An 18,308-nucleotide genomic window follows, 5' to 3' on the forward strand; every position below is an offset into this window, starting at 1 on the left:
TCAGGCGTCCAGGTAGGTCAGCACCGCGCGGACCCTGCGGTGGTCGTCGTCGCAGTCGCGCAGGTCGAGCTTCGCGAAGATCGAGTTGATGTGCTTGCTGACCGCCTTCTCGGTGACCACCATGCGCTGGGCGATCGCGCCGTTGGAGCGTCCCTCGGCCATCAGCGCCAGCACCTCGTGCTCGCGCGGGGTGAGCCGGCGCAGCGGTGCGGCCCGGGCGGGCCGGGCCAGCAACTGCGAGATCACCTCGGGGTCCATCGCCATCCCGCCGTCGGCGACCCGGTGCACCGCGGCGACGAACTGCGTCACGTCGGCCACCCGGTCCTTGAGCAGGTAGCCCACTGCCCCGGCGCCGTCGGAGAGCAGCTCCCGGGCGTAGAGCTGCTCGACGTACTGGGAGAGGACCAGCACCGGCAGGCCGGGAAGCCGTTCCCGGGCGGTCAGCGCGGCGCGCAGCCCCTCGTCGGTGTGGGTCGGCGGGAGGCGGACGTCCACCACCGCCACGTCGGGACGGTGCTCCAGCAGGGCGGCGAGCAGTTCGTCGCCGGTCTCCACGGCGGCCACCACTTCGTCGCCGTACGCGGTGAGGAGGCGGATCAGCCCGTCGCGCAGCAGTGCCAGGTCCTCGGCGATCACGACTCGCACGGCAGCTCCACGTCGACCACGGTAGGCCCACCGGCCGGCGAGCTGATCCGGACGCGGCCGTCGAAGACGGCGAGCCGCTGCCGGATGCCGGCCAGCCCGGTGCCCCGCTCCGGGTCGGCGCCGCCCCGGCCGTCGTCGGAGACGGTCAGCCGGACCGTCGTGCCGACCCGGCGCAGCCGCATCGCCACCCGCTCCGCCCCGCTGTGCCGGGCCGCGTTGGTGAGCAGCTCGGCGGCGGTGAAGTAGAGCGCCGACTCCAGCGGGGGCGCCAGCCGATCGGGCAGGTCGACGTCCAGGTCGACCGGCAGGGCCGCGCCGAGGGCGAGGGCGGCGAGGCCGCCGGCGAGCCCCCGGTCGGCCAGCACCGGCGGGTGGATGCCGCGTACCACGTCGCGCAGCTCGGACAGGGCGGTGCCGGCGCTCGTACGGGCCTCGGTGACCAGCCCGCGGGCCGCCTCCGGGTCGCGGGCCAGCAGCTCCTCGGCGAGGCCGAGGTTCATCGCCATCGCGACCAGCCGCGCCTGCGCGCCGTCGTGCAGGTCCCGCTCGATGCGGCGCAGCTCGGCCGCCTGCGCGTCGACGCTCTGGGCGCGGGTGTCGGCCAGTTCCACCACCCGCTCGGCGAGGGCAGCCCGGGCGGTCGGCGCGAGCAGCGCACGGGTCAGCGCCTCGTCCAGGTGGACCAGCCCCCGGGGCAGCCAGTACGCCCCGACCCCCACCAGCAGCCCGAGCACCACGGCCAGCCCGGCGTTGCCCAGCGAGTCGATCGGCAGGCCCAGGTAGTTGTCGACGGCGCCGGGCGCCACGGTGTGGATCGCCGGCATGGCGAGGCCCTGCGCGGCGCCGAGCCAGATACCCACGGCGAGCACCACGGCGACCGGGGCGTAGGCGAAGTGGGCGAACAGGAACGCGAGGTCCCGGTAGGTGGCCGGGTCGCCGGCCATCGTCCGCAGCCGGGCCGTCAGCCCGCCCGACACCGGCCGGTACGCCGACCGGATCGGCGGGTCGGGCACCCGGTGACGCTGCCGCTCCAGCAGCGCCCGGGTGCCGGTGAGGGTGCGGTCGAGCAGAGGTAGGCCGATGCCGAGCAGGCTGAGCCCGGCGGTCAGGAGCGTGGCCAGCGCGAAGCCGATACCCGCGCAGGCCAGCCCTGCCGTGACGGCCAACTGGTTCAGCTCGCCCCAGGCCCGCCGCACCCCGCTCATCGGGCCATTGTCCCAGCCGTCACGGCGTCCGCCGCCAGCGCGGGGGCCGAGGCCATGTCGCCCGCCGGCAGGGTGGCCGCACCGGGCTCGGGACGGGTACGGGCCGGCCAGAAGGCCACCCGGCCGGTGAGCGCGGTCGACGCCGGCACCAGCAACCAGGAGAGCCCGAACGTGGCGATCAGTACGCCGACGGCGACGGCGAGCCCGATCTGGGCCATCATCGGCGACGCCACGAGCACCCCGAAGCTGCCGGCCAGGATCACCCCGGCCGCGGCGACGGCGGGCCCGGCCCGCCGTACCGCCTCCTCGGCGGCCTGGCGGGGCGAGCGTCCCGCGCGCAACTCCTCCCGGAGCCGGGCGACCATCAGGATGTTGTAGTCGGTTCCGATCGCGGTGACGAAGAGGAACACGACCAGCGGCAGCTGGAAGTTGAGCCCGGACTGCCCGCCGAGGACCTGGAACACCAGCACACTGGTGCCGAGGGTGGCGGCGAAGCCGAGCGCGACGGCGGCGAGCAGTCCCAGCGAGGCGAGCAGGCCGCGCAGCATCAGCAGCAGGAGCAGCCCGATCAGCCCGGCGGCCACCGGGAAGACCAGCCGGAGGTCCTCGTCGAGCACGGTCCGGATGTCGGCGAAGGTGGCGGTCTCCCCGCCGACGTACACCTGGGTGCCGGGCGGCGCCGCAGCGTGCGCGGCCGGCCGCAGTTGGTGCTCCACCGCGTCCATGGCGCGCTGCGAGTACGGCGGCTCGGCGAGCAGCACCTGAACCTGGGCCACGTCTCCCTTGACCTCGACCCCGCCCGGTGCCGCCACGATGGGCACCTCGGCGAGCCGTGCGGCGAACCGTTCGGCGGTGATCGCGTCCACCCCGGGCCCGGTGAGGTAGACGACGGTCGGGGAGAGGGTCCCGGCCGGCAGCCCGGAGCGGAGCCAGTCCAGGGCCCGGGCCGACTCGGAGCCGGGCGGCAGCGCGTCCATCTCGTAGCTCGGCCGGTGGTGCAGCGCGCCGAGGCCGAGCAGCCCGAGCGCGGCGACCGTGGCCAGCACGACCCGGGCGGGCCGGCGGGCGACCAGCCGGCCGGCGCGGGCCGCCAGACCGGTCGGCGCGGCGGCACCGTCACCCGGCGTCCCGCCGTCACCCGACGCGACCAGCTTCGCCGGCCAGTACGCCCGGCGGCCGAGCAGCGAGTAGACCGCGGGGAACAGCGTCAGCGCGGCCGCCACCATGAGCAGGACGGCGACGGCCAGGGCAGGCCCGAGCACCCGGAAGGAGGCCAGCTGGGAGAGCACCAACGCGCCGAACGCCACCGCCACGACCAGCGCGGACACGGTGACCGGGCCGCCGATGCGGCCGACCGCGTGGACCATCGCTGCGCGCCGGTCCTCGCCGGCCCGCAGCCGTTCCCGGTAGCGGAAGAGCAGGAAGACCGCGTAGTCGGTGCCGATGCCGAGCAGCACGACCGGGAGCAGGCCCGTGGTGGAGCTGTCCAGGGCGTACCCGAAGACCTTTCCGCCCAGCGCGAGCAGGCCGGTGGCGGCCTGCGCGACCAGCAGCACCAGGAACAGGTTGACCAGCGCGATCGTCGGGCTGCGGAAGACGACGAGCAGCAGGAGCAGGATCACCAGCATCATGGCGCCGTTGACGATCATGTCGAGCAGGAAGCTGTCGGCGGCGCCGGCCGCCTCCCCGGTCCAGCCGGCGACCAGTCCGCTGCCGGCCAGCGCGTCGTCGGTGGCGTCCCGAAGCCGCCCGACGGCCGCGATGGTGGTCTCCTCGTACGCGTCCCCGGACAGGCGGGCCTCGGCCAGCCGCAGCCGCCCGTCCGGGGCGACCGCGCCGGGGGTCACCTCGGTGACGCCGGCGACCCGTAGCTCCTGCGGCAGCCGGTCGATGCGGGCGCTGTCGTCGGCGGTCAGCGGGGCCCCGTCGGCCCGGCGGACGACCAGCACCGCGCTGCTGCCGGGCTGCGCGGGGAAGATCCGCGCCGCGATGCCGGCGGCCTGCGCGGACTCGTACCGGGCCGGCAGGAAGTCGGCCTGGCTGTCGGCGGGGCGCGGTCCGGTCGGCCCGTAGACGGCGAAGGTGGCGGCGGTGAGCGCGGCGATGGCGAGCAGCCAGCCGGCGATCACCCGACCCGGACGGCGGACCACCGCTGTGGCCAATGTGGTGAACACGTGCAACTCTCCCCGCGTCGGCTTCTGGTGATGCCGTTGACGCTAGGCAGCCGGACGGGTCACTTCGATGGTGCGCGTACGCCGGTCCGATGGTGGTGCCTGCACCACCATCGGTCACCGCCGCGCATCGTCCGGGCCGGTCAGGTGGTCGACCACGCGGTGGGTCAGCGCGTCCAGCGCGACGATCTCGTCGGGGGTGAGCAGGTCGATGAAGTGCCGGCGGACCGCCGCCACGTGGCCGGGGGCCGCCGCCTCGATGGCGCGTCGACCCTCGGCGGTGAGCGCGACGACGGCGCCCCGCCCATCCGTCGCGCACTCCTCGCGGGTGACCAGGCCGCGCTGCTGCATGCGGGTCAGGTGGTGGGAGAGTCGGCTGCGTGACCAGAGCATCCGGTCGGCCAGTTCGCTGAGTCGCAGCCGCTGGTCGGGAGTCTCCGACAGGTCGGAGAGGACGTCGTAGTCGGGCTCGGAGAGCCCCGCGTCCCGCATCAGCTCGCGGGCCAGTTCCAGGTCGAGCAGGTGGCGCATCTGCCGGTAGCCCCGCCAGGCGCTCTGCTCCTGCTCGTCGAGCCAGCGTGGTTCGTCCATGCCGACCATCCTAGCCATCTGGTTGACATGTCATCAATCCACTGCCTAAGGTTGGTGACATGTCAACCAGATTGCCGGGCCGGCTGGTCCGCCTGCTGACCGGCCTCGTGTTGTTCGGCGTCAGCGTGGCCCTGATGGTCCGCGCCGACCTGGGCCTCGCGTCCTGGGACGTGCTGCATCAAGGGCTGGCCGAGCGGACCGGGCTGCCCCTCGGCCAGGTGGTGAACCTGGTCGCCGTGGTCGTGCTGCTGCTCTGGATCCCGCTGCGGCAGCGCCCCGGGGTCGGCACCCTCGCGAACGCGGTGGTGGTCGGGTTCACCGCCGACGCCGCGCTCGCCGTCCTGCCGCCGGTGACCCCGGTCGCCGGCCGGATCGGCCTGCTGGTCGCCGGCATCCTGCTCAACGGGTTCGCCACGGCCCTCTACCTCGGGGCCCGCCTCGGGCCCGGGCCACGCGACGGCCTGATGACCGGGCTGGCCGCCCGCGGCCTGCCGATCGGGCGGGTACGCACGGCCATCGAGCTCGGCGTGCTCGCGCTGGGCTGGGCGCTCGGCGGCACCGTCGGACCCGGCACCCTCCTCTTCGCCGTCAGCATCGGACCGCTGGCGCAGCGCCTCATCCCCACGTTCACCGTGCCGGCCCCGCGCCGGCCCGCCACCACAGGAGCGACACCGCCATGCCCTGCCTGACCGTCATCGTCGCCAGCACCCGGCCCGGCCGGGTGGGCCGCCGGATCGGCGACTGGTTCACCGCCATCGCCACCGCACACGACGCCTTCGACGACGTACGCCTCGTCGACCTCGCCGAGGTGGGCCTGCCCTTCCACGACGAGCCGCACCACCCCTCCGAGGGTCACTACCTGCACCGGCACACCCGGGAGTGGAGCGCCACCGTCGACGCCGGGGACGCCTTCGTCTTCGTCATGCCGGAATACAACTACGGCTTCAGCGCGCCGCTGAAGAACGCGATCGACTACCTCTACACCGAGTGGCAGTACAAGCCGGTCGGCTTCGTCAGCTACGGCATGACCTCGGGCGGCCTGCGCGCAGTCCAGATGATCAAGCAGGTGGTGACCACCCTCAAGATGATGCCGGCCAACGAGGCGGTGACCGTGTTCCTGCGGGAGGCCCTCGACGACGCCGGCGAGCTGGTGCCGAACCCGGCGCGTGACGCCGCCGCCGAGGCGATGCTCGGCGAGCTGGACCGGCTCGCCGCCGCCCTCGCCCCGTTGCGGGTGCCGGCGTGAACGCACGGCTGTGGGAGCTGTTCGGGGAGCGGGGCCGGGGCGTGCTGGTCACCCTGCGCCGCGACGGGCGGCCCCAGCTGTCCAACCTCGACTACCTCGCCGAACCCGGCCTGATCCGCTGCTCCACCACCGGCGACCGGGCCAAGGTGCGCAACCTGCGCCGCGATCCCCGGGCCAGCCTGCACGTCACCACCGCCGACGGCGGGGCGTACGCGGTCGCGGAGGGCGTGGTCACATTCACCCCGCCGGCGGCGGCGCCCGACGACGCAGGCGTCGAGGAACTGGTCGAGGTCTACCGGCGGATCCGCGGCGAGCACCCCGACTGGGCCGAGTACCGGGCGGCGATGGTCGCTGACGGCCGGCTGGTGCTCCGGCTCGCCGTCGAGCGGGTGTACGGCTGGCGTCCCTGACCGGCGCCGGTCAGGCCATGCCGGCCGTTGCGGCCGGGCGACGCGGGGCGTCCGGCCGGAACGGTGCGGAAGTTGGTGCCGGCGGGTCGCGGCACCGACCACCGGTCCGTGCCGGTCCCGTCGGCCGGCCCGGTGCGGCAGACTAGGGTCTGAGCATGGTCGCGACTATCCGTTACGAGGACATCGTCAAGGTCCCGAAGGCGCTGCTGCACGACCACCTCGACGGCGGGCTGCGGCCGGCGACAATCGTCGAGCTGGCCGCCGAGGTGGGCCACGAACTGCCCACCACCGACGCGGAGGCGCTCGGGCGCTGGTTCGTCGACGCGGCCGACTCCGGCTCCCTGGAGCGCTACCTGGAGACGTTCGCGCACACCGTGGCGGTCATGCAGACCGCGCCGGCGCTGCGCCGGGTGGCCCGCGAGTGTGCGCTGGACCTGGCCGCCGACGGCGTGGTCTACGCCGAGGTGCGCTTCGCCCCGGAGCAGCACCTCGAACAGGACCTGAGCCTGGACGAGGTGGTCGAGGCGGTGCTGGGCGGGTTCGCCGAGGGCACCGCCCAGGCCGTCGAGGCGGGTCTGAGCATCCGGGTGGGCACTCTGCTCACCGCGATGCGGCACGCGGCCCGCTCGCAGGAGATCGCCGAGTTGGCCGTGCGGCACCGGGACAGCGGGGTGGTCGGCTTCGACATCGCCGGCGCCGAGGCGGGCTTCCCGCCCACCCGGCACCTGGACGCCTTCGAGTACCTCCAGCGGGAGAACTTCCACTTCACCATCCACGCCGGCGAGGCGTTCGGCCTGCCGTCGATCTGGCAGGCGATCCAGTGGTGCGGCGCGGACCGACTCGGCCACGGGGTACGGATCGTCGACGACATCACCCCGGGCGGGGTGCCGGTGCTCGGCCGGCTGGCCGCGTACGTCCGGGACAAGCGGATCCCGCTGGAACTGTGCCCGTCGTCGAACGTGCAGACCGGTGCGGTGGACTCGATCGCGGACCATCCCATCGGCCTGCTGCGGGACCTGCGCTTCCGGGTCACCGTGAACACCGACAACCGGCTGATGAGCGGCACCTCGATGTCCCGGGAGATGGCGCTGTTGGTGGAGACGTTCGGCTACGGCTGGCGGGAGCTGCAGTGGTTCACCATCAACGCGATGAAGAGCGCCTTCATCCCGTTCGACGAGCGGCTGCGGATCATCGATGAGGTGATCAAGCCGGCGTACGCCAAGCTGCTGCCCTGACCGGTCAGCCGCGCGGGTGGCCGGCGAGCAGGCCGGCCACGCGGTGCAGCACCTCCCGGGCCCGGGCCGCCTCCGCACCCAGCCCGGTCTGCCGGCGCAACACCGCGGGCTCGGCGCGCAGCAGCGTCACGCCGCGTCGGACCAGCACGCGGGGCGCTTTGCGCTGCTCGGACAGGTCGCGGGCCAACCGGCGCAGGAAGGTCGCGCCGCGCGGGCGACGCAGCGCGTACGCGCCAGCGAGCAGCCCTCGGCGCCGGCACTCCTCGACAATCTCGGCGGCGAAGATCCCTTCGGCCACGAAAAGTGGCGATCCGGCGACGTCAAATGGCCGGGTGGCCACCCGTCGATCTGCGCCGATCGCATAAACCGGCACTTCCGCCCGACCTTCGCGGGCGAGGCGGGCAATCGTCTCCACCGCGGTCAGGGCGTCCCACGACTCAGGTGATTCCCAATCGACCTGACCGTTTCGGTGCGGCAACGTAGGGTCATCGCCGTCCTTGTAGAAGTCGTCCAGGCAGAGCACCGGTAGGCCGGTTTGCTGTGCTATGTAGGACTTTCCGGAGCCAGAAGGGCCGGCGAGCAGGACAACGCGGTGCGGATGTTCCATTACCTTCAGTTACTCCGGCCAGACGGACTGCTATCAAATCGTATCAACATCTCATCACACATTCGGCCGGTGACAACCTGGGCTTTCTTCTTGCCGGGCGACATGGTGGAATCTCGGGGGTCCGACCCGCCGGGTCGGTCGCTGGGCGTTGCCCGGGGCAACGCGCTGAAGCTGTAATCGCGAGGGCGGTGACGTGAGCAAACGGCCAAAGACGGCGGGCTCCTTCCTGTCGCGGCTGCGCCGGCCGGCCAGCCGGCTCCGGGACATGCCGATCTGGTCCAAGCTCGGTCTCATCATGATCGTGCCGACCATCGCCACGGTCGTTGTGGGTACCAGTGGTCTGGTCGACCACCTGGAGACCCTCAACAATGCCAACCGGGCCGGCGACCTGGCCAACCTGTCGAGCTACTCGGGTGACCTGGTCGACACGCTGCAGGACGAGCGGACGGCGGCCGTGCTGCTGTCCGCGGCGGACGGGCTGCAGCCGAAGGCGCAGTACCAGGAGGCCTACAACCGGGTGAATTCCCGGGTCGACCAGGCGAAGGGTCCCTACCTGCAACAGCGGGCCGAGATCGAGGACCTGCCAGCCAGCCTGGAGGGCCTGCTCGACCAGATCGACCAGGACCTGAAGGATCTGCCGGGCGCCCGCAGCCAGGTGTACAACAGCAAGCTCAAGCTCACCGAGACCGTCCAGGCATACGAGGGTCTGATCAACAACCTGCTCGCCATCCGTGAGTCGGCCACCCAGCTCGCCGGTAACAACGAGCTGAGCGACCGGATGCGAGCCGCTGCGGCAGTCGCCCGGGAGAAGGAGTTCCTCTCCGTACGCCGGGTCGTCGTGCACCGCGCACTGGACCAGAAGCAGCTGACCCCGGTGCTGCGTACCGACTACATCGCCAGCGGCACCGGCCAGCAGCAGGCGGAGCAGAGCTTCAAGGCCGTCGCCACGCCTGAAGAGGCCGCGTTCCACGATCAGACGATCGCCGGCGGTGACCGCCGCGAGGCGCAGAACTACATCGGCTGGATGGACGGCAACACCACCGGCGACATGCGCGGCGCGATCTTCGGTCCGGACCAGTGGGACTCGGCCATGACGGCCAACGCCAAGCTGATCCGCTCGGTCGAGACGAAGCTCGACCGCGACGTGGTCGCCGAGGCCGACAACCTGCGCTCGGACGTCCAGCGCCAGGTGTTCCTGGAGACCGGCCTGCTGCTCAGCATGCTGCTGCTGGCCATCCTCTTCGCCTACCTGGTCGCCCGCTCGATGGCCCGCTCGCTGCGTGAGCTGCGGCAGGGCGCCCTCTCCGTCGCCCAGTACGGTCTGCCGCAGGCGGTGGCCCGGCTGCGCGACCCGCAGGTCGTCGGGCAGTTGTCCCCGGTGCAGCTGGCCAACCAGATCGCCGAGCCGCTGCCGGTCCGCAGCAAGGACGAGTTCGGCCAGGTGACCGAGGCGTTCAACGCCGTCCACCTGGAGGCCGTCCGGACGGCCGCCGAGCAGGCGGCGCTGCGCGCCTCCGTCGCGACCATGTTCGTCAACCTGGCCCGCCGTTCGCAGATCCTGGTCGACCGCCTCATCGGTCACCTCGACCGGCTGGAGCGCGGCGAGGAAGACCCGGACCGGCTGGCCGAGCTGTTCCAGCTCGACCACCTGGCCACCCGAATGCGCCGCAACGACGAGAACCTGCTGGTGCTCGCCGGCGCCGACTCCACCCGCGTCCAGCGCGAGCCGGCTGCGCTCATCGACGTGCTGCGCGCCGCGCAGTCCGAGGTCGAGCACTACACCCGGATCGAGTTCGGTGTCATCGACCGGGACATCGAGGTCGCCGCGCACGCGGTCAACGACCTGGTGCACCTCGTCGCCGAGCTGTTCGACAACGCCACCGCGTTCTCCCCGCCGGATTCGCAGGTGATGGTCGAGGCCCGCCGGGTCGGCGACCGTGCCTCGCTCTACGTCGAGGACCGCGGCATCGGCATCAGCCGCGAGCAGCTGTACGAGCTCAACGAGCGGCTCGCCACGCCGCCGCAGGTGGACGTGGCCGTGTCCCGAATGATGGGCCTGGTCGTGGTCGCCCGGCTGGCGTCCCGGCACGGGGTCCGGGTCGAGCTGCGTCCCGGCGGTGACCGTGGCACGGTCGCCGACGTGACCCTGCCGACCTCGGTGCTGGTGCCCCGGGCGCTCTCCGGCCGGGTGCAGCAGCCGCCGGCGCTGCCGGCTGCCGGCGGCCCGCAGCAGCACGGTGGGCCCGCGCCGGCCTTCGGCGCGCTGCCCGCACTGGGCAACGGCCCTCGCCCGAGCGAGTCCGGCAACCAGGTCACCCTGGGCGGTCGCCCGTTCGATCCGGCCTCGCGCAACGGCGCCGGCACCCCCGCCAACACCGGTGCGTACCGCTCGATGCCGGCCTGGTCGGACCTGACCGGTGCGGCCGGGACGAACGGCGGGGACGGGTTCACCCCGCGGACAGCCGACGGCCAGCCGATCGACCCGCTGCCGCAGCGCCGGTCCGGTGACGAACCCCAGAACACCGGTCAGCAGCAGGCCATCCCGAGGCAGTTGCCCAGCAGCCCGGAGACGCGCCCGTACTCGCCGCCGCCGGTCTCCGCGCCGCCACTGCCGCCGGTCTCTGCGCAGCCCTACTCCGGTGCGCCGGTCTCCGCCTCGCCAGCCTCCGGCCAGCCGTACTCCGGGCAGCCGTACTCGGGTGCGCCGTACACCGGTGCGCCGGTGTCCGCCGCCCCGGCCTCCGGGCAGCCGTACGCCGGCCCTCCGGTGTCCGCGTCGCCGGTCTCGGCCACCCCGGCGTCCGGTCAGCCGTACTCGGCGCCACCGGCCTCCGGCCAGTCGTTCAGCGGCTTCGCGCCCCGATCCGCCCCGCCCGCGTCGACGCCCAGCGCGCCCGCACCGCCGGCCTGGCCACCGGTGCCGGGTGGCGACCGGGACGCGGCGACCCCGCCGGTTCCCGAGCGGCTCGCCGCCGCCCTGGACATGACGACGGAACTGCCACGGGTGCAACGACCCGAGCAGTCGGCCGCCGCGGCCCAGCCGCCGGCACCGACCCCGCCGGCACCGGCGCAGAGCCGGCCCGCGCCGCGCCAGCCGCAGGCCCAGAACAGGCAGCGGTACGCGGACGAGACCATGGAGCTGCCGATCTTCCGGGAGCTCGAGTCGGCCTGGTTCCGTACCCGCCGGCCGGGTACGGATGAGGCGGCGGCCCCGGCAGCCCAGCCGGCGGCGAACGGCGGCACCGCGACACAGCAGTTCGCTACGGTCGAGGCCAGCGGTCGGGCCGTCCACAAGACACCACCCGGGACGACAGGTAACACGCCGATGGCAGACACTCCGACGGCCGGAGGAGCGCCGCGGGACAACGGGTCTACAGCGAACGGGGGCGCTCGCCCCAGCCTCGCCGAGAGCCTGCCGACCCGCCGGCCCCAACCGCAGCAGACCAACGGCTGGCAGACCGCCGCCGACGACGGCTGGCGTGCCGCCACGGCAGCGGCCAGCACGGCGCCAGTGAGCGAGACCACCACGACCGGTCTGCCGAAGCGCAAGCCGATGGCGCAGCTGGTGCCAGGCGCGGTGGAGAAGCCCACCACCTCGGTCCAGCGGCGCTCCCCGGAGGCGGTCCGTGGCCTGCTCTCCGCCTACCACCGGGGCGTGCAGCGAGGGCGTAGCACCTCGGACAACCCGACCAGCCCGGAGGCGACTCCGGGAGGGCAGCAATCCTCGCAGTCTGGCTCAGGCTCAGCGGCCGGGAGCGGGCAGAAGGAGCAAGAAGGATGACAACTACGCAGGATCTTGGTTGGCTGCTGGCCAACTTCGCCGACCGGGTTCCCGGTGTCGCGCATGCGGTCGCCGTCTCGGCGGATGGCCTGCTCCTCGCGTCGTCACGGGATCTGCCACGGGACCGGGCCGACCAGCTCGCCGCGATCGCGTCCGGTCTGGTCAGCCTGACCCAGGGGGCGGCTCGCTGCTTCGAGGGAGGCGCCGTACTGCAGACCGTCGTGGAGATGGACAATGGCTTCCTGTTCCTGATGTCCATCTCGGATGGCTCGTCCTTCGCCGTACTGGCCGCCCGCAGCTCTGACGTCGGGCAGGTCGGCTACGAGATGGCGCTGCTGGTCGACCGGGTGGGCGACGCCTTGACCCCGCAGCCGCGTGCGGCCGCGGGAATGCTGGGCTGACGTCGCGCCGATCGTGAGGTCGGCGCAACTGCAACGACAACAACGACGGGTGTCACCGGTGGGAGCCGGTACGGGGTACGAAGGAGGTGAGCGGCGACATGGCCGATCGTGACGAACCGACCGGAGCGTTGGTCCGTCCATATGCCGTTACCCGTGGTCGTACCCGTCCCCGGCTCGACATCGCGCTGGAGGCGCTCGTCGAGACGACGGTGCGCGGTCGGGCCGCTGCCAATGGCAACGGCGGCCAGGGCCGCGAACACCAGTACATCGCCGCGCTGTGTGACGGACGCGTGCAATCGCTCGCCGAGATCGCGGCGCGGATGCAGCTCCCGCTCGGTGTGGCCCGGGTGCTCATCGCCGACATGGCGACGGACGGCCTGGTCGCAGTCCACGAGCCGACCATCCTGGACGACTCCGACGACGCGGTGGGCACTGAACTGCTGGAGAGGGTGCTGAGTGGACTTCGCAGGCTCTGACATGTCGCACCGCCCGCCGAACCCGAGCGCGCGCGTGACGTCGGCGAAGATCGTTATCGCCGGTGGATTCGGCGTCGGCAAGACGACGCTGGTCGGCTCGGTCTCGGAGATCACGCCGCTGACCACCGAGGCCATCATGACCTCCGCCGGCGTGGGCGTCGACGACACCCGGCAGGTGCCGGGCAAGACGACGACCACGGTGGCCATGGACTTCGGCCGGATCTCGATCGATCGTGACCTGATCCTGTACCTGTTCGGTACGCCGGGTCAGACCCGATTCTGGTTCATGTGGGACGAACTGGTCCGGGGCGCCATCGGTGCGGTCGTGCTGGTGGACACTCGCCGGCTGGCCGACTGCTTCGCGGCGATCGACTTCTTCGAGCACCGGCGGCTTCCGTACCTGGTGGCCATCAACTGCTTCGACGGGATGCAGTACCACGACCCGCAGGACGTTCGGGACGCGCTGGCGATCTCGAGTGACGTGCCGGTGGTGGCCTGCGACGCCCGTAACAGGGAGTCGACGAAGCACGTGCTGATCTCGCTGGTCGAGTACGTGCTCACCATGCGTCGTACGCGCGCCGTCGCCCCGGCCTGATCGGGCGATCAGCGCCCGGTGGTAGCTTCGGCCGCCACCGGGCGCTAAATGCTGTCCAGGACCGGTCGGTGCGCGACCGTCGGAGATCGTGGAAGGATCCGACCCCTGGAGGGGTAGGTGCCTTCCAAGGTCTTTACATAGACGTCGTCCGGGGTGAGACCTCTCACCCCGGACGTTTGTCGTCGGTCTGCGCTTGTGTCGCTGTGCCGTCAGCCGGAGTGGCTGACAGTGCTCAGGACTGGTAGCCGGCGGAGCGGTACTCGTACTCCCGGTCGTCATCGCGGTCGCCGTGGTCGCGGCTGAAGTCCCAGCCGCCAGCGGCCTCGCGACCCGGCCGGCCGCCCACTGCGAACCCGCCGATCTCCTGGCCGCGGCGCCAACCGCGGAAGTAGCCGGTGGTGTTCTCGGCGAGGCTCGCAGCGTCACGCACTATCCGCAGTGGACGCTCTTCGCGCAGCGGGGAACCCGGGACCAGGTTGGCCTGCGGCACCCGCTTTGGCAGCCCGGCCGTCGTCTCGGCACCCACCGCGGGGCGGGCGGCCTGCTCGGCGGCCTGCCACCCGGTGTCGGCCTTCGTCGACCAGTCCATGTCGGATTCCTCGGTCTGCCCGACGAACCAGGCCGACTTGGCCTGCGCGAAGATCAGGAGGTCACCGTCGCCCTCGTCTGCTACCGGCGGTGGCCGGTGCTCGATCGGGGGGGCCGGCCGGTGCTCGGGAGCGCGCTCGGCGCGGGCTGCGGGACGGCTGTTGCGAGCGGCCTGCTCCGCGTCGACCAACCGCAGCGGCGGCGTCTCCAGACGCGGGTCGGCGGGCGGGTTGAGCCCTTCGCGCAGCGCCCGATCGGCCAGCGGCGGCGGCTCCACCAGCCGCAGCATGGGTGGCTCCTGGGGTAGGTCGTCCGCCAGCCAGGGCGGGGTGACGCGGCCGTCGGCGCGACCCGGGTCGGTCGGGGCATCGATGCCACGGCCGCCGCCGTACGAGTAGGCGGCCGGGTTGTTCGGCGAACTGTCGGCCGGGTCCTCCGGGTTGTTGACCAGCGGCCAGTTGGCCCGGGAGCCCGGCGCTGCCGACTCCTGGTCGGGCCGGGGGATGGGCACCGGGATGCTGAGGTCGGTGGCGCTGAACCCGCCGGTGGGCGGCTCCTCGACCGGACGCTGCAGGTGGTTCGGGCGGGGCTGGCCGTTGGTCTTCGGGCGGGGCGGGATGACGGTGCGCTGCCGCTCGGCCCGCGCGTTGTTGATCGCGGCGGTGGTCAGCGTCGGCCGGAACGGCTCGCCGGCCTCGGCCGGCGGGACCGTGCCGCGCTGCGCCGGTGCGATCGGGGTGATCCCCGGAGGCGGAGGCGGCGGCGAGGAGACCGGCCGGTTGGTCGGACCGTCGATCCGGCTCGGACCGAACTCGGCTCGCCCGGGAGGGGCGGACACCGGCGGGCCGGCGAACGCGGCCGGGGCCACCGGAGTGGGCGCGACCGGCGGCGGGGTGACCGGAGCCGGTGCGACCGGCGGCGGCCCGAGTGGGCGGGGCGACGCCAGCGGGGCGCCGCCCGGGACCGGCTCGGGGCGGCTGCGCCGACCACCGGTGGGTGCGGGCTCGGCGGCGGCCGGGGTCGGGGTCGGGGTCGGGGTCGGCCGGACCGTCCGCAACCCGGTGCTGGTGTTGGCCATGCCGGCCAGGTCGCTGATCGACTCGCCACGACGGGTGGCGGCCCGGCGGCCGGGCGCCGGCGCGGGAGTGCTGACCCGCGAGCTGAGCGCGCTCACCAGAGCCTCGCAACCGGCGTCGCAGGCGCGCACCGAGGCGACCGCCTGCCGGACCGTCTCGGCCACCGCAGAGGTGAGCGCCCGGTTCACCGCGGCGCGGCGAGGCGTCTCGGAGATGGCGACCCGCAACGCGGTGACCGCATCGTTGATCTCGTCGGCGTCGGCCACCCCGTCCGCGGCGAGGTGCGCGGCGATGGCGTCGGTCGCCACCGAGACCTCGCGGCCCCGGGCGACGGTGCCGCCGAGCATCCCCGGCTCGGGCAGCGCGTCCAGCACCGCCAGCGAGACCGGCTCGGCCGGATCGGGGTACGCGCGCAGCGCCGCCGGGTAGAGCTCGCGCAGCACCTCGCGCAGGGCCACGGCGGCGGAGTGTCGACCGCTGGCCAGCGCGGCGTGCGCGGAGAGCACCTGCTTGTAGCCGGCGAGGTCCCGGGGTGCTGGCAGGGTGACCGCGGAGAGTGCGCCCGCCTGCAACGCGCGGGCAAGGCCGACAGCCCGACGTTCGGCCGGCGGCGACTGCATCTCCTCCAGGGAGTCGTCGTCGGCGAACCGCTCGGCGAAGTCGTCCACCGAGTCGTCGTCGGCGATCGCCAGGGGCCGACCCGCCGCGCTCAACAGCGAGGTGACCGTGTGGTCGTCGCTGTCGGCGGCGATGGCCGCGCCGCTCGGCCCGCCCGACCGCTCCACGAGCAGCGCGACGAGCTGGGCGTAGCCAGCCGGGTCGTCGCCGATCTCGCAGACATGCAGCAGACGGCCTGCGTCGTCGACCACAGCGGACGTCAGCGTCGAACCGGCCGAGGCCGATCGATCAGCCGGGTCCGCCGAGGCCAGACCGCAGTACACGCGCACGAGCGCCACGGCGTCGTCCTCCTCCCGGGACAGGTCTTTCCTCTGCCAGCAACTGATGCTCCCCGGTACGGGTCAGTCGCGCCAGTCCACGACCGCAGAGATCTTGCCGACAATGGTGCGCCAACCCAGACTTGCGGTTTGTGCCCCGATTTTCTTCAGCCGCCGTCGGCCCATGAAACCGCCGATCCCACCGTTGACGGTGGCCCGCAGCGCCTCGTCCAGATCGTCGAGGCTGGAACCGGCGGAGAGCATGTCCAACACCGCAGGCAGCCGCAACGCGTACGACAGGTCACGGGCGACCTCACCAGCCTCGATCAGCAGGGTCGAATCCCAGCTGTCGTGCCCGCCGCGCAGGTTCTCCACCACGAGGTCGAGCTCGTAGGTGTCCTCGTCCAGCGGCGCGATATCGGCCGGCTCTACCCGTTCGGCCAATTCATTCCAGCTGTCCAGTTGGGACAGATCGTTGGGCGCGCCGGATCGGATGAAACTCACCAACGACTCGGGGGTTTTGAACAGCAGCAGCTTGCCCCGGTGGCTGAGGAAGGCGGGCACCTCCTCGTCGTCCGCCTCGTCGGCGACGGCCTCGTCCTCGTCGTCCTCGGTCGCGTCGGCGTCCGTGGCACCGTCGCGGCGGCGGCGCGACGGCTCCTCCTCGTCGCTCTCGGCGAACTCCTCGGCCAACTCATCGTCGAGGATGACGACGGTCTCGTCGTCCTCCTCCTCGACCACCTGACGGCGAGCGAGGAACGGGTCGTCCTGGTCCCGCTCGGTCACGTCGGTCGGGGTCAGCTCCCCCGCCGTCCGGTACGCCCGCAGCGTGAAGCCGGTGCCGGCGGGCAGGGCGATCTCCACCGGGTCGATCCGCACCTCGTCCCAGAGCGACCGGTCGGCCGGCGTCGACGCGCGGCCGGTCTCGTCGGCCTCGTCTGGCTCGGCCGGGCCGGTGGTGTCGTCGAGCTCGGGCTCGTCGGCGTCGGGCCGTTGGGGCGACTGGCGGGCCACGCTGACCTCCGTGTGCTTCGGGTTGCCCACCCGCCGGCGTCTCCGACCGGCGAGTGACTCTGGGCACATACCCTAGTCGGCGGGTCTGGGTGGCCGGTGCCCGCACCCCGAAGGCCGGGCGGTGCACCGGTTCGGGCCTGCGGGTCAGCGCCGGCAGCCACAGGTTACCGCCGGCGTCTCCGGGGGCCTGCCGGTGGCGGACCGGCCGTCGGACAAGTAGTCTTGCTACGCATGAAGGCCCAGGCGTTGCACGGCCACCTCGACGCACTGCTGCTCGCCGTTCTCGAACAGGGCGCGCTGCACGGCTACGCCATCATCGAGGCGCTGCGGGCGCGCAGCGACGGCAACCTCGACCTGCCCACCGGCACCATCTACCCGGCTCTGCGCCGGCTGGAGCGCGCCGGGCACGTGGCGAGCACCTGGAGCACGGTCAACGGCCGGGAGCGGCGGACGTATCAGCTCACCGACCCCGGCCGGCGGGCGCTGGCCGGGGAGCGGGCGGGTTGGCGCGAGTTCCGCACGACGGTCGGCCAGTTCCTCGACCCGGGCAGCCCACCTCCCGGCACCCCGGCCTGAGCCGCCCGCCGACTCAGCGGGCGGTGGCCCGCAACCAGCCGCGCGCCGCGCGGGTCAGCGAGAAGTAGGCGGCGCTGATCAGCACCGCGCCGATGATCATCGGCGGCCAGCTCAGCGCCGCGTCCCAGAGCCCGATCGACCAGGCGAAGAGAGCGCCGCCGGCCAGCATGCCGAGGACCAGGGTGCCGGTCAGGCCGGCGCCCACCGCCCGCTGCGCCACCACGAGGCCAGGCCGGGCGGACCGGCCGCTCGCCACCACCACCAGCAGACCGGCCACCGCGAACAGCAGCGCGCCCATCCAGATCCAGTCGACCGAGGCGGAGAGCAGCAGGTAGACGGCCGGCGGGCGCGGGCCATCGCTCCAGGTCGCCCCGCTCCAGGTCAGGTCGCCCGCCACCACCAGCACCCCGGCCACGGCCAGCATCCGCAGCGAGAGCCCGCGCAGCGCACCCACCGCCAACTCGGCCTGCCAGGAGGGGAGCAGCTGCGCCGGTGTGCCGAACTCGGCCACCGCCCGCCGCTGCGCCTCGGTGGGCGGCACCCCGTCCTCGCGGTACGCCTCGACGGCGTCCAGCAGCCCGTGCCGGGCTTCGGTCAGCAGGTCGGTCTTCAGCCGCGCGGGCCCCTGCAACCGGGCGGCCAGCTCCCGGAGGTGCTCCTCCACCAACACGTCCTCACAGCGCGGCATGGCACCACCCTGCCACGGACGTCGGTGCGCGGACGTCCGGGAAAACCCTGGTCGGTCCCGGAGGCCGG

General features: G+C 73.1%; 17 protein-coding genes. 9 read left to right on the forward strand and 8 right to left on the reverse strand.

The genetic code is table 11. The features are described 5' to 3' along the window. The 4 genes from ABZV00_RS06495 to ABZV00_RS06510 all read right to left on the reverse strand — a co-directional run bounded on the left by ABZV00_RS06495 (position 1) and on the right by ABZV00_RS06510 (position 4,612). Entirely contained in the window at positions 1-645 is a 645-nt protein-coding gene (locus ABZV00_RS06495) for a response regulator transcription factor (protein ID WP_328423387.1), read from the reverse strand. Further along, entirely contained in the window at positions 633-1,850 is a 1,218-nt protein-coding gene (locus ABZV00_RS06500; protein WP_355602395.1) for a sensor domain-containing protein, read from the reverse strand. The genes ABZV00_RS06495 and ABZV00_RS06500 overlap by 13 nt, the downstream gene beginning before the upstream one ends. Then, on the reverse strand, positions 1,847-4,024 hold the full coding sequence (locus ABZV00_RS06505) for an MMPL family transporter (RefSeq protein WP_355602397.1): 2,178 nt from the start codon (positions 4,022-4,024) through the stop codon (positions 1,847-1,849). Before ABZV00_RS06505 ends, ABZV00_RS06500 begins: the two co-directional genes overlap by 4 nt. Before the next feature lie 114 nt (positions 4,025-4,138). Next, positions 4,139-4,612 carry a MarR family transcriptional regulator gene (locus ABZV00_RS06510; RefSeq protein WP_355602398.1) on the reverse strand — a complete coding sequence of 158 codons (474 nt, stop codon included), beginning with the start codon at positions 4,610-4,612 and terminating at the stop codon, positions 4,139-4,141. 41 nt (positions 4,613-4,653) lie between these two features. On the opposite strand from ABZV00_RS06510, the gene ABZV00_RS06515 reads away from it, so the two are divergent. The 4 genes from ABZV00_RS06515 (at position 4,654) to ABZV00_RS06530 (ending at position 7,503) form a co-directional block, all read left to right on the forward strand. After that, entirely contained in the window at positions 4,654-5,301 is a 648-nt protein-coding gene (locus tag ABZV00_RS06515; RefSeq protein WP_328426293.1) for a hypothetical protein, read from the forward strand. Continuing rightward, a complete protein-coding gene (locus tag ABZV00_RS06520) occupies positions 5,289-5,858 on the forward strand; it encodes an NAD(P)H-dependent oxidoreductase (protein ID WP_355602400.1) in 570 nt (189 codons plus the stop codon). The genes ABZV00_RS06515 and ABZV00_RS06520 overlap by 13 nt, the downstream gene beginning before the upstream one ends. Then, positions 5,855-6,268 (forward strand): PPOX class F420-dependent oxidoreductase, encoded by a 414-nt coding sequence (locus tag ABZV00_RS06525; protein ID WP_355602402.1) that lies wholly within the window; start codon positions 5,855-5,857, stop codon positions 6,266-6,268. Before ABZV00_RS06520 ends, ABZV00_RS06525 begins: the two co-directional genes overlap by 4 nt. 155 nt (positions 6,269-6,423) lie before the next feature. After that, the gene (locus tag ABZV00_RS06530; protein WP_355602404.1) at positions 6,424-7,503 is read left to right on the forward strand and encodes an adenosine deaminase; all 1,080 of its coding nucleotides are present in this window, start codon (positions 6,424-6,426) and stop codon (positions 7,501-7,503) included. A gap of 4 nt (positions 7,504-7,507) precedes the next feature. Here ABZV00_RS06530 and ABZV00_RS06535 read toward each other — a convergent pair whose 3' ends face one another. Continuing rightward, positions 7,508-8,110, reverse strand: coding sequence for an ATP-binding protein (locus tag ABZV00_RS06535; RefSeq protein ID WP_355602406.1), 603 nt, complete (start codon positions 8,108-8,110; stop codon positions 7,508-7,510). 193 nt (positions 8,111-8,303) lie between these two features. On the opposite strand from ABZV00_RS06535, the gene ABZV00_RS06540 reads away from it, so the two are divergent. The 4 genes from ABZV00_RS06540 (at position 8,304) to ABZV00_RS06555 (ending at position 13,363) form a co-directional block, all read left to right on the forward strand. After that, complete coding sequence (locus ABZV00_RS06540) at positions 8,304-11,891, forward strand: nitrate- and nitrite sensing domain-containing protein (RefSeq protein WP_355602408.1); 3,588 nt, start codon at positions 8,304-8,306, stop codon at positions 11,889-11,891. After that, positions 11,888-12,292, forward strand: coding sequence for a roadblock/LC7 domain-containing protein (locus ABZV00_RS06545; RefSeq protein WP_007455462.1), 405 nt, complete (start codon positions 11,888-11,890; stop codon positions 12,290-12,292). The genes ABZV00_RS06540 and ABZV00_RS06545 overlap by 4 nt, the downstream gene beginning before the upstream one ends. 98 nt (positions 12,293-12,390) lie before the next feature. After that, on the forward strand, positions 12,391-12,768 hold the full coding sequence (locus tag ABZV00_RS06550; RefSeq protein WP_030329021.1) for a DUF742 domain-containing protein: 378 nt from the start codon (positions 12,391-12,393) through the stop codon (positions 12,766-12,768). A 1-nt stretch (position 12,769) separates the two neighbouring features. Continuing rightward, positions 12,770-13,363 (forward strand): ATP/GTP-binding protein, encoded by a 594-nt coding sequence (locus tag ABZV00_RS06555; RefSeq protein ID WP_328423405.1) that lies wholly within the window; start codon positions 12,770-12,772, stop codon positions 13,361-13,363. A gap of 232 nt (positions 13,364-13,595) precedes the next feature. Here ABZV00_RS06555 and ABZV00_RS06560 read toward each other — a convergent pair whose 3' ends face one another. Next, a complete protein-coding gene (locus ABZV00_RS06560) occupies positions 13,596-16,007 on the reverse strand; it encodes a transposase (protein ID WP_355602603.1) in 2,412 nt (803 codons plus the stop codon). Positions 16,008-16,046: 39 nt separating this feature from the next. After that, positions 16,047-17,006, reverse strand: coding sequence for a DNA primase (locus tag ABZV00_RS06565; RefSeq protein WP_355602409.1), 960 nt, complete (start codon positions 17,004-17,006; stop codon positions 16,047-16,049). 201 nt (positions 17,007-17,207) lie between these two features. Between ABZV00_RS06565 and ABZV00_RS06570 the strand changes: the two genes are divergently transcribed. Continuing rightward, a complete protein-coding gene (locus ABZV00_RS06570) occupies positions 17,208-17,552 on the forward strand; it encodes a helix-turn-helix transcriptional regulator (protein ID WP_328423409.1) in 345 nt (114 codons plus the stop codon). Between the two features lie 13 nt (positions 17,553-17,565). On the opposite strand, the gene ABZV00_RS06575 is transcribed toward ABZV00_RS06570, so the two are convergent. Next, a complete protein-coding gene (locus ABZV00_RS06575) occupies positions 17,566-18,240 on the reverse strand; it encodes a permease prefix domain 1-containing protein (RefSeq protein WP_355602410.1) in 675 nt (224 codons plus the stop codon). Positions 18,241-18,308 lie beyond the last annotated feature (68 nt).

Origin of the sequence: Micromonospora sp. NPDC005173 (assembly GCF_040608515.1) — a bacterium.
Taxonomy (GTDB): domain Bacteria; phylum Actinomycetota; class Actinomycetes; order Mycobacteriales; family Micromonosporaceae; genus Micromonospora.

Bases quoted from the DNA above. Each gene is read 5' to 3' on its own strand.
- ABZV00_RS06575 (WP_355602410.1), bottom strand. From the start codon at position 18,240: ATGCCGCGCTGTGAGGACGTGTTGGTGGAGGAGCACCTCCGGGAGCTG.
- ABZV00_RS06535 (WP_355602406.1), bottom strand. From the start codon at position 8,110: ATGGAACATCCGCACCGCGTTGTCCTGCTCGCCGGCCCTTCTGGCTCC.
- ABZV00_RS06570 (WP_328423409.1), top strand. From the start codon at position 17,208: ATGAAGGCCCAGGCGTTGCACGGCCACCTCGACGCACTGCTGCTCGCC.
- ABZV00_RS06530 (WP_355602404.1), top strand. From the start codon at position 6,424: ATGGTCGCGACTATCCGTTACGAGGACATCGTCAAGGTCCCGAAGGCG.
- ABZV00_RS06550 (WP_030329021.1), top strand. From the start codon at position 12,391: ATGGCCGATCGTGACGAACCGACCGGAGCGTTGGTCCGTCCATATGCC.
- ABZV00_RS06520 (WP_355602400.1), top strand. From the start codon at position 5,289: ATGCCCTGCCTGACCGTCATCGTCGCCAGCACCCGGCCCGGCCGGGTG.
- ABZV00_RS06500 (WP_355602395.1), bottom strand. From the start codon at position 1,850: ATGAGCGGGGTGCGGCGGGCCTGGGGCGAGCTGAACCAGTTGGCCGTC.
- ABZV00_RS06510 (WP_355602398.1), bottom strand. From the start codon at position 4,612: ATGGACGAACCACGCTGGCTCGACGAGCAGGAGCAGAGCGCCTGGCGG.
- ABZV00_RS06555 (WP_328423405.1), top strand. From the start codon at position 12,770: ATGTCGCACCGCCCGCCGAACCCGAGCGCGCGCGTGACGTCGGCGAAG.
- ABZV00_RS06545 (WP_007455462.1), top strand. From the start codon at position 11,888: ATGACAACTACGCAGGATCTTGGTTGGCTGCTGGCCAACTTCGCCGAC.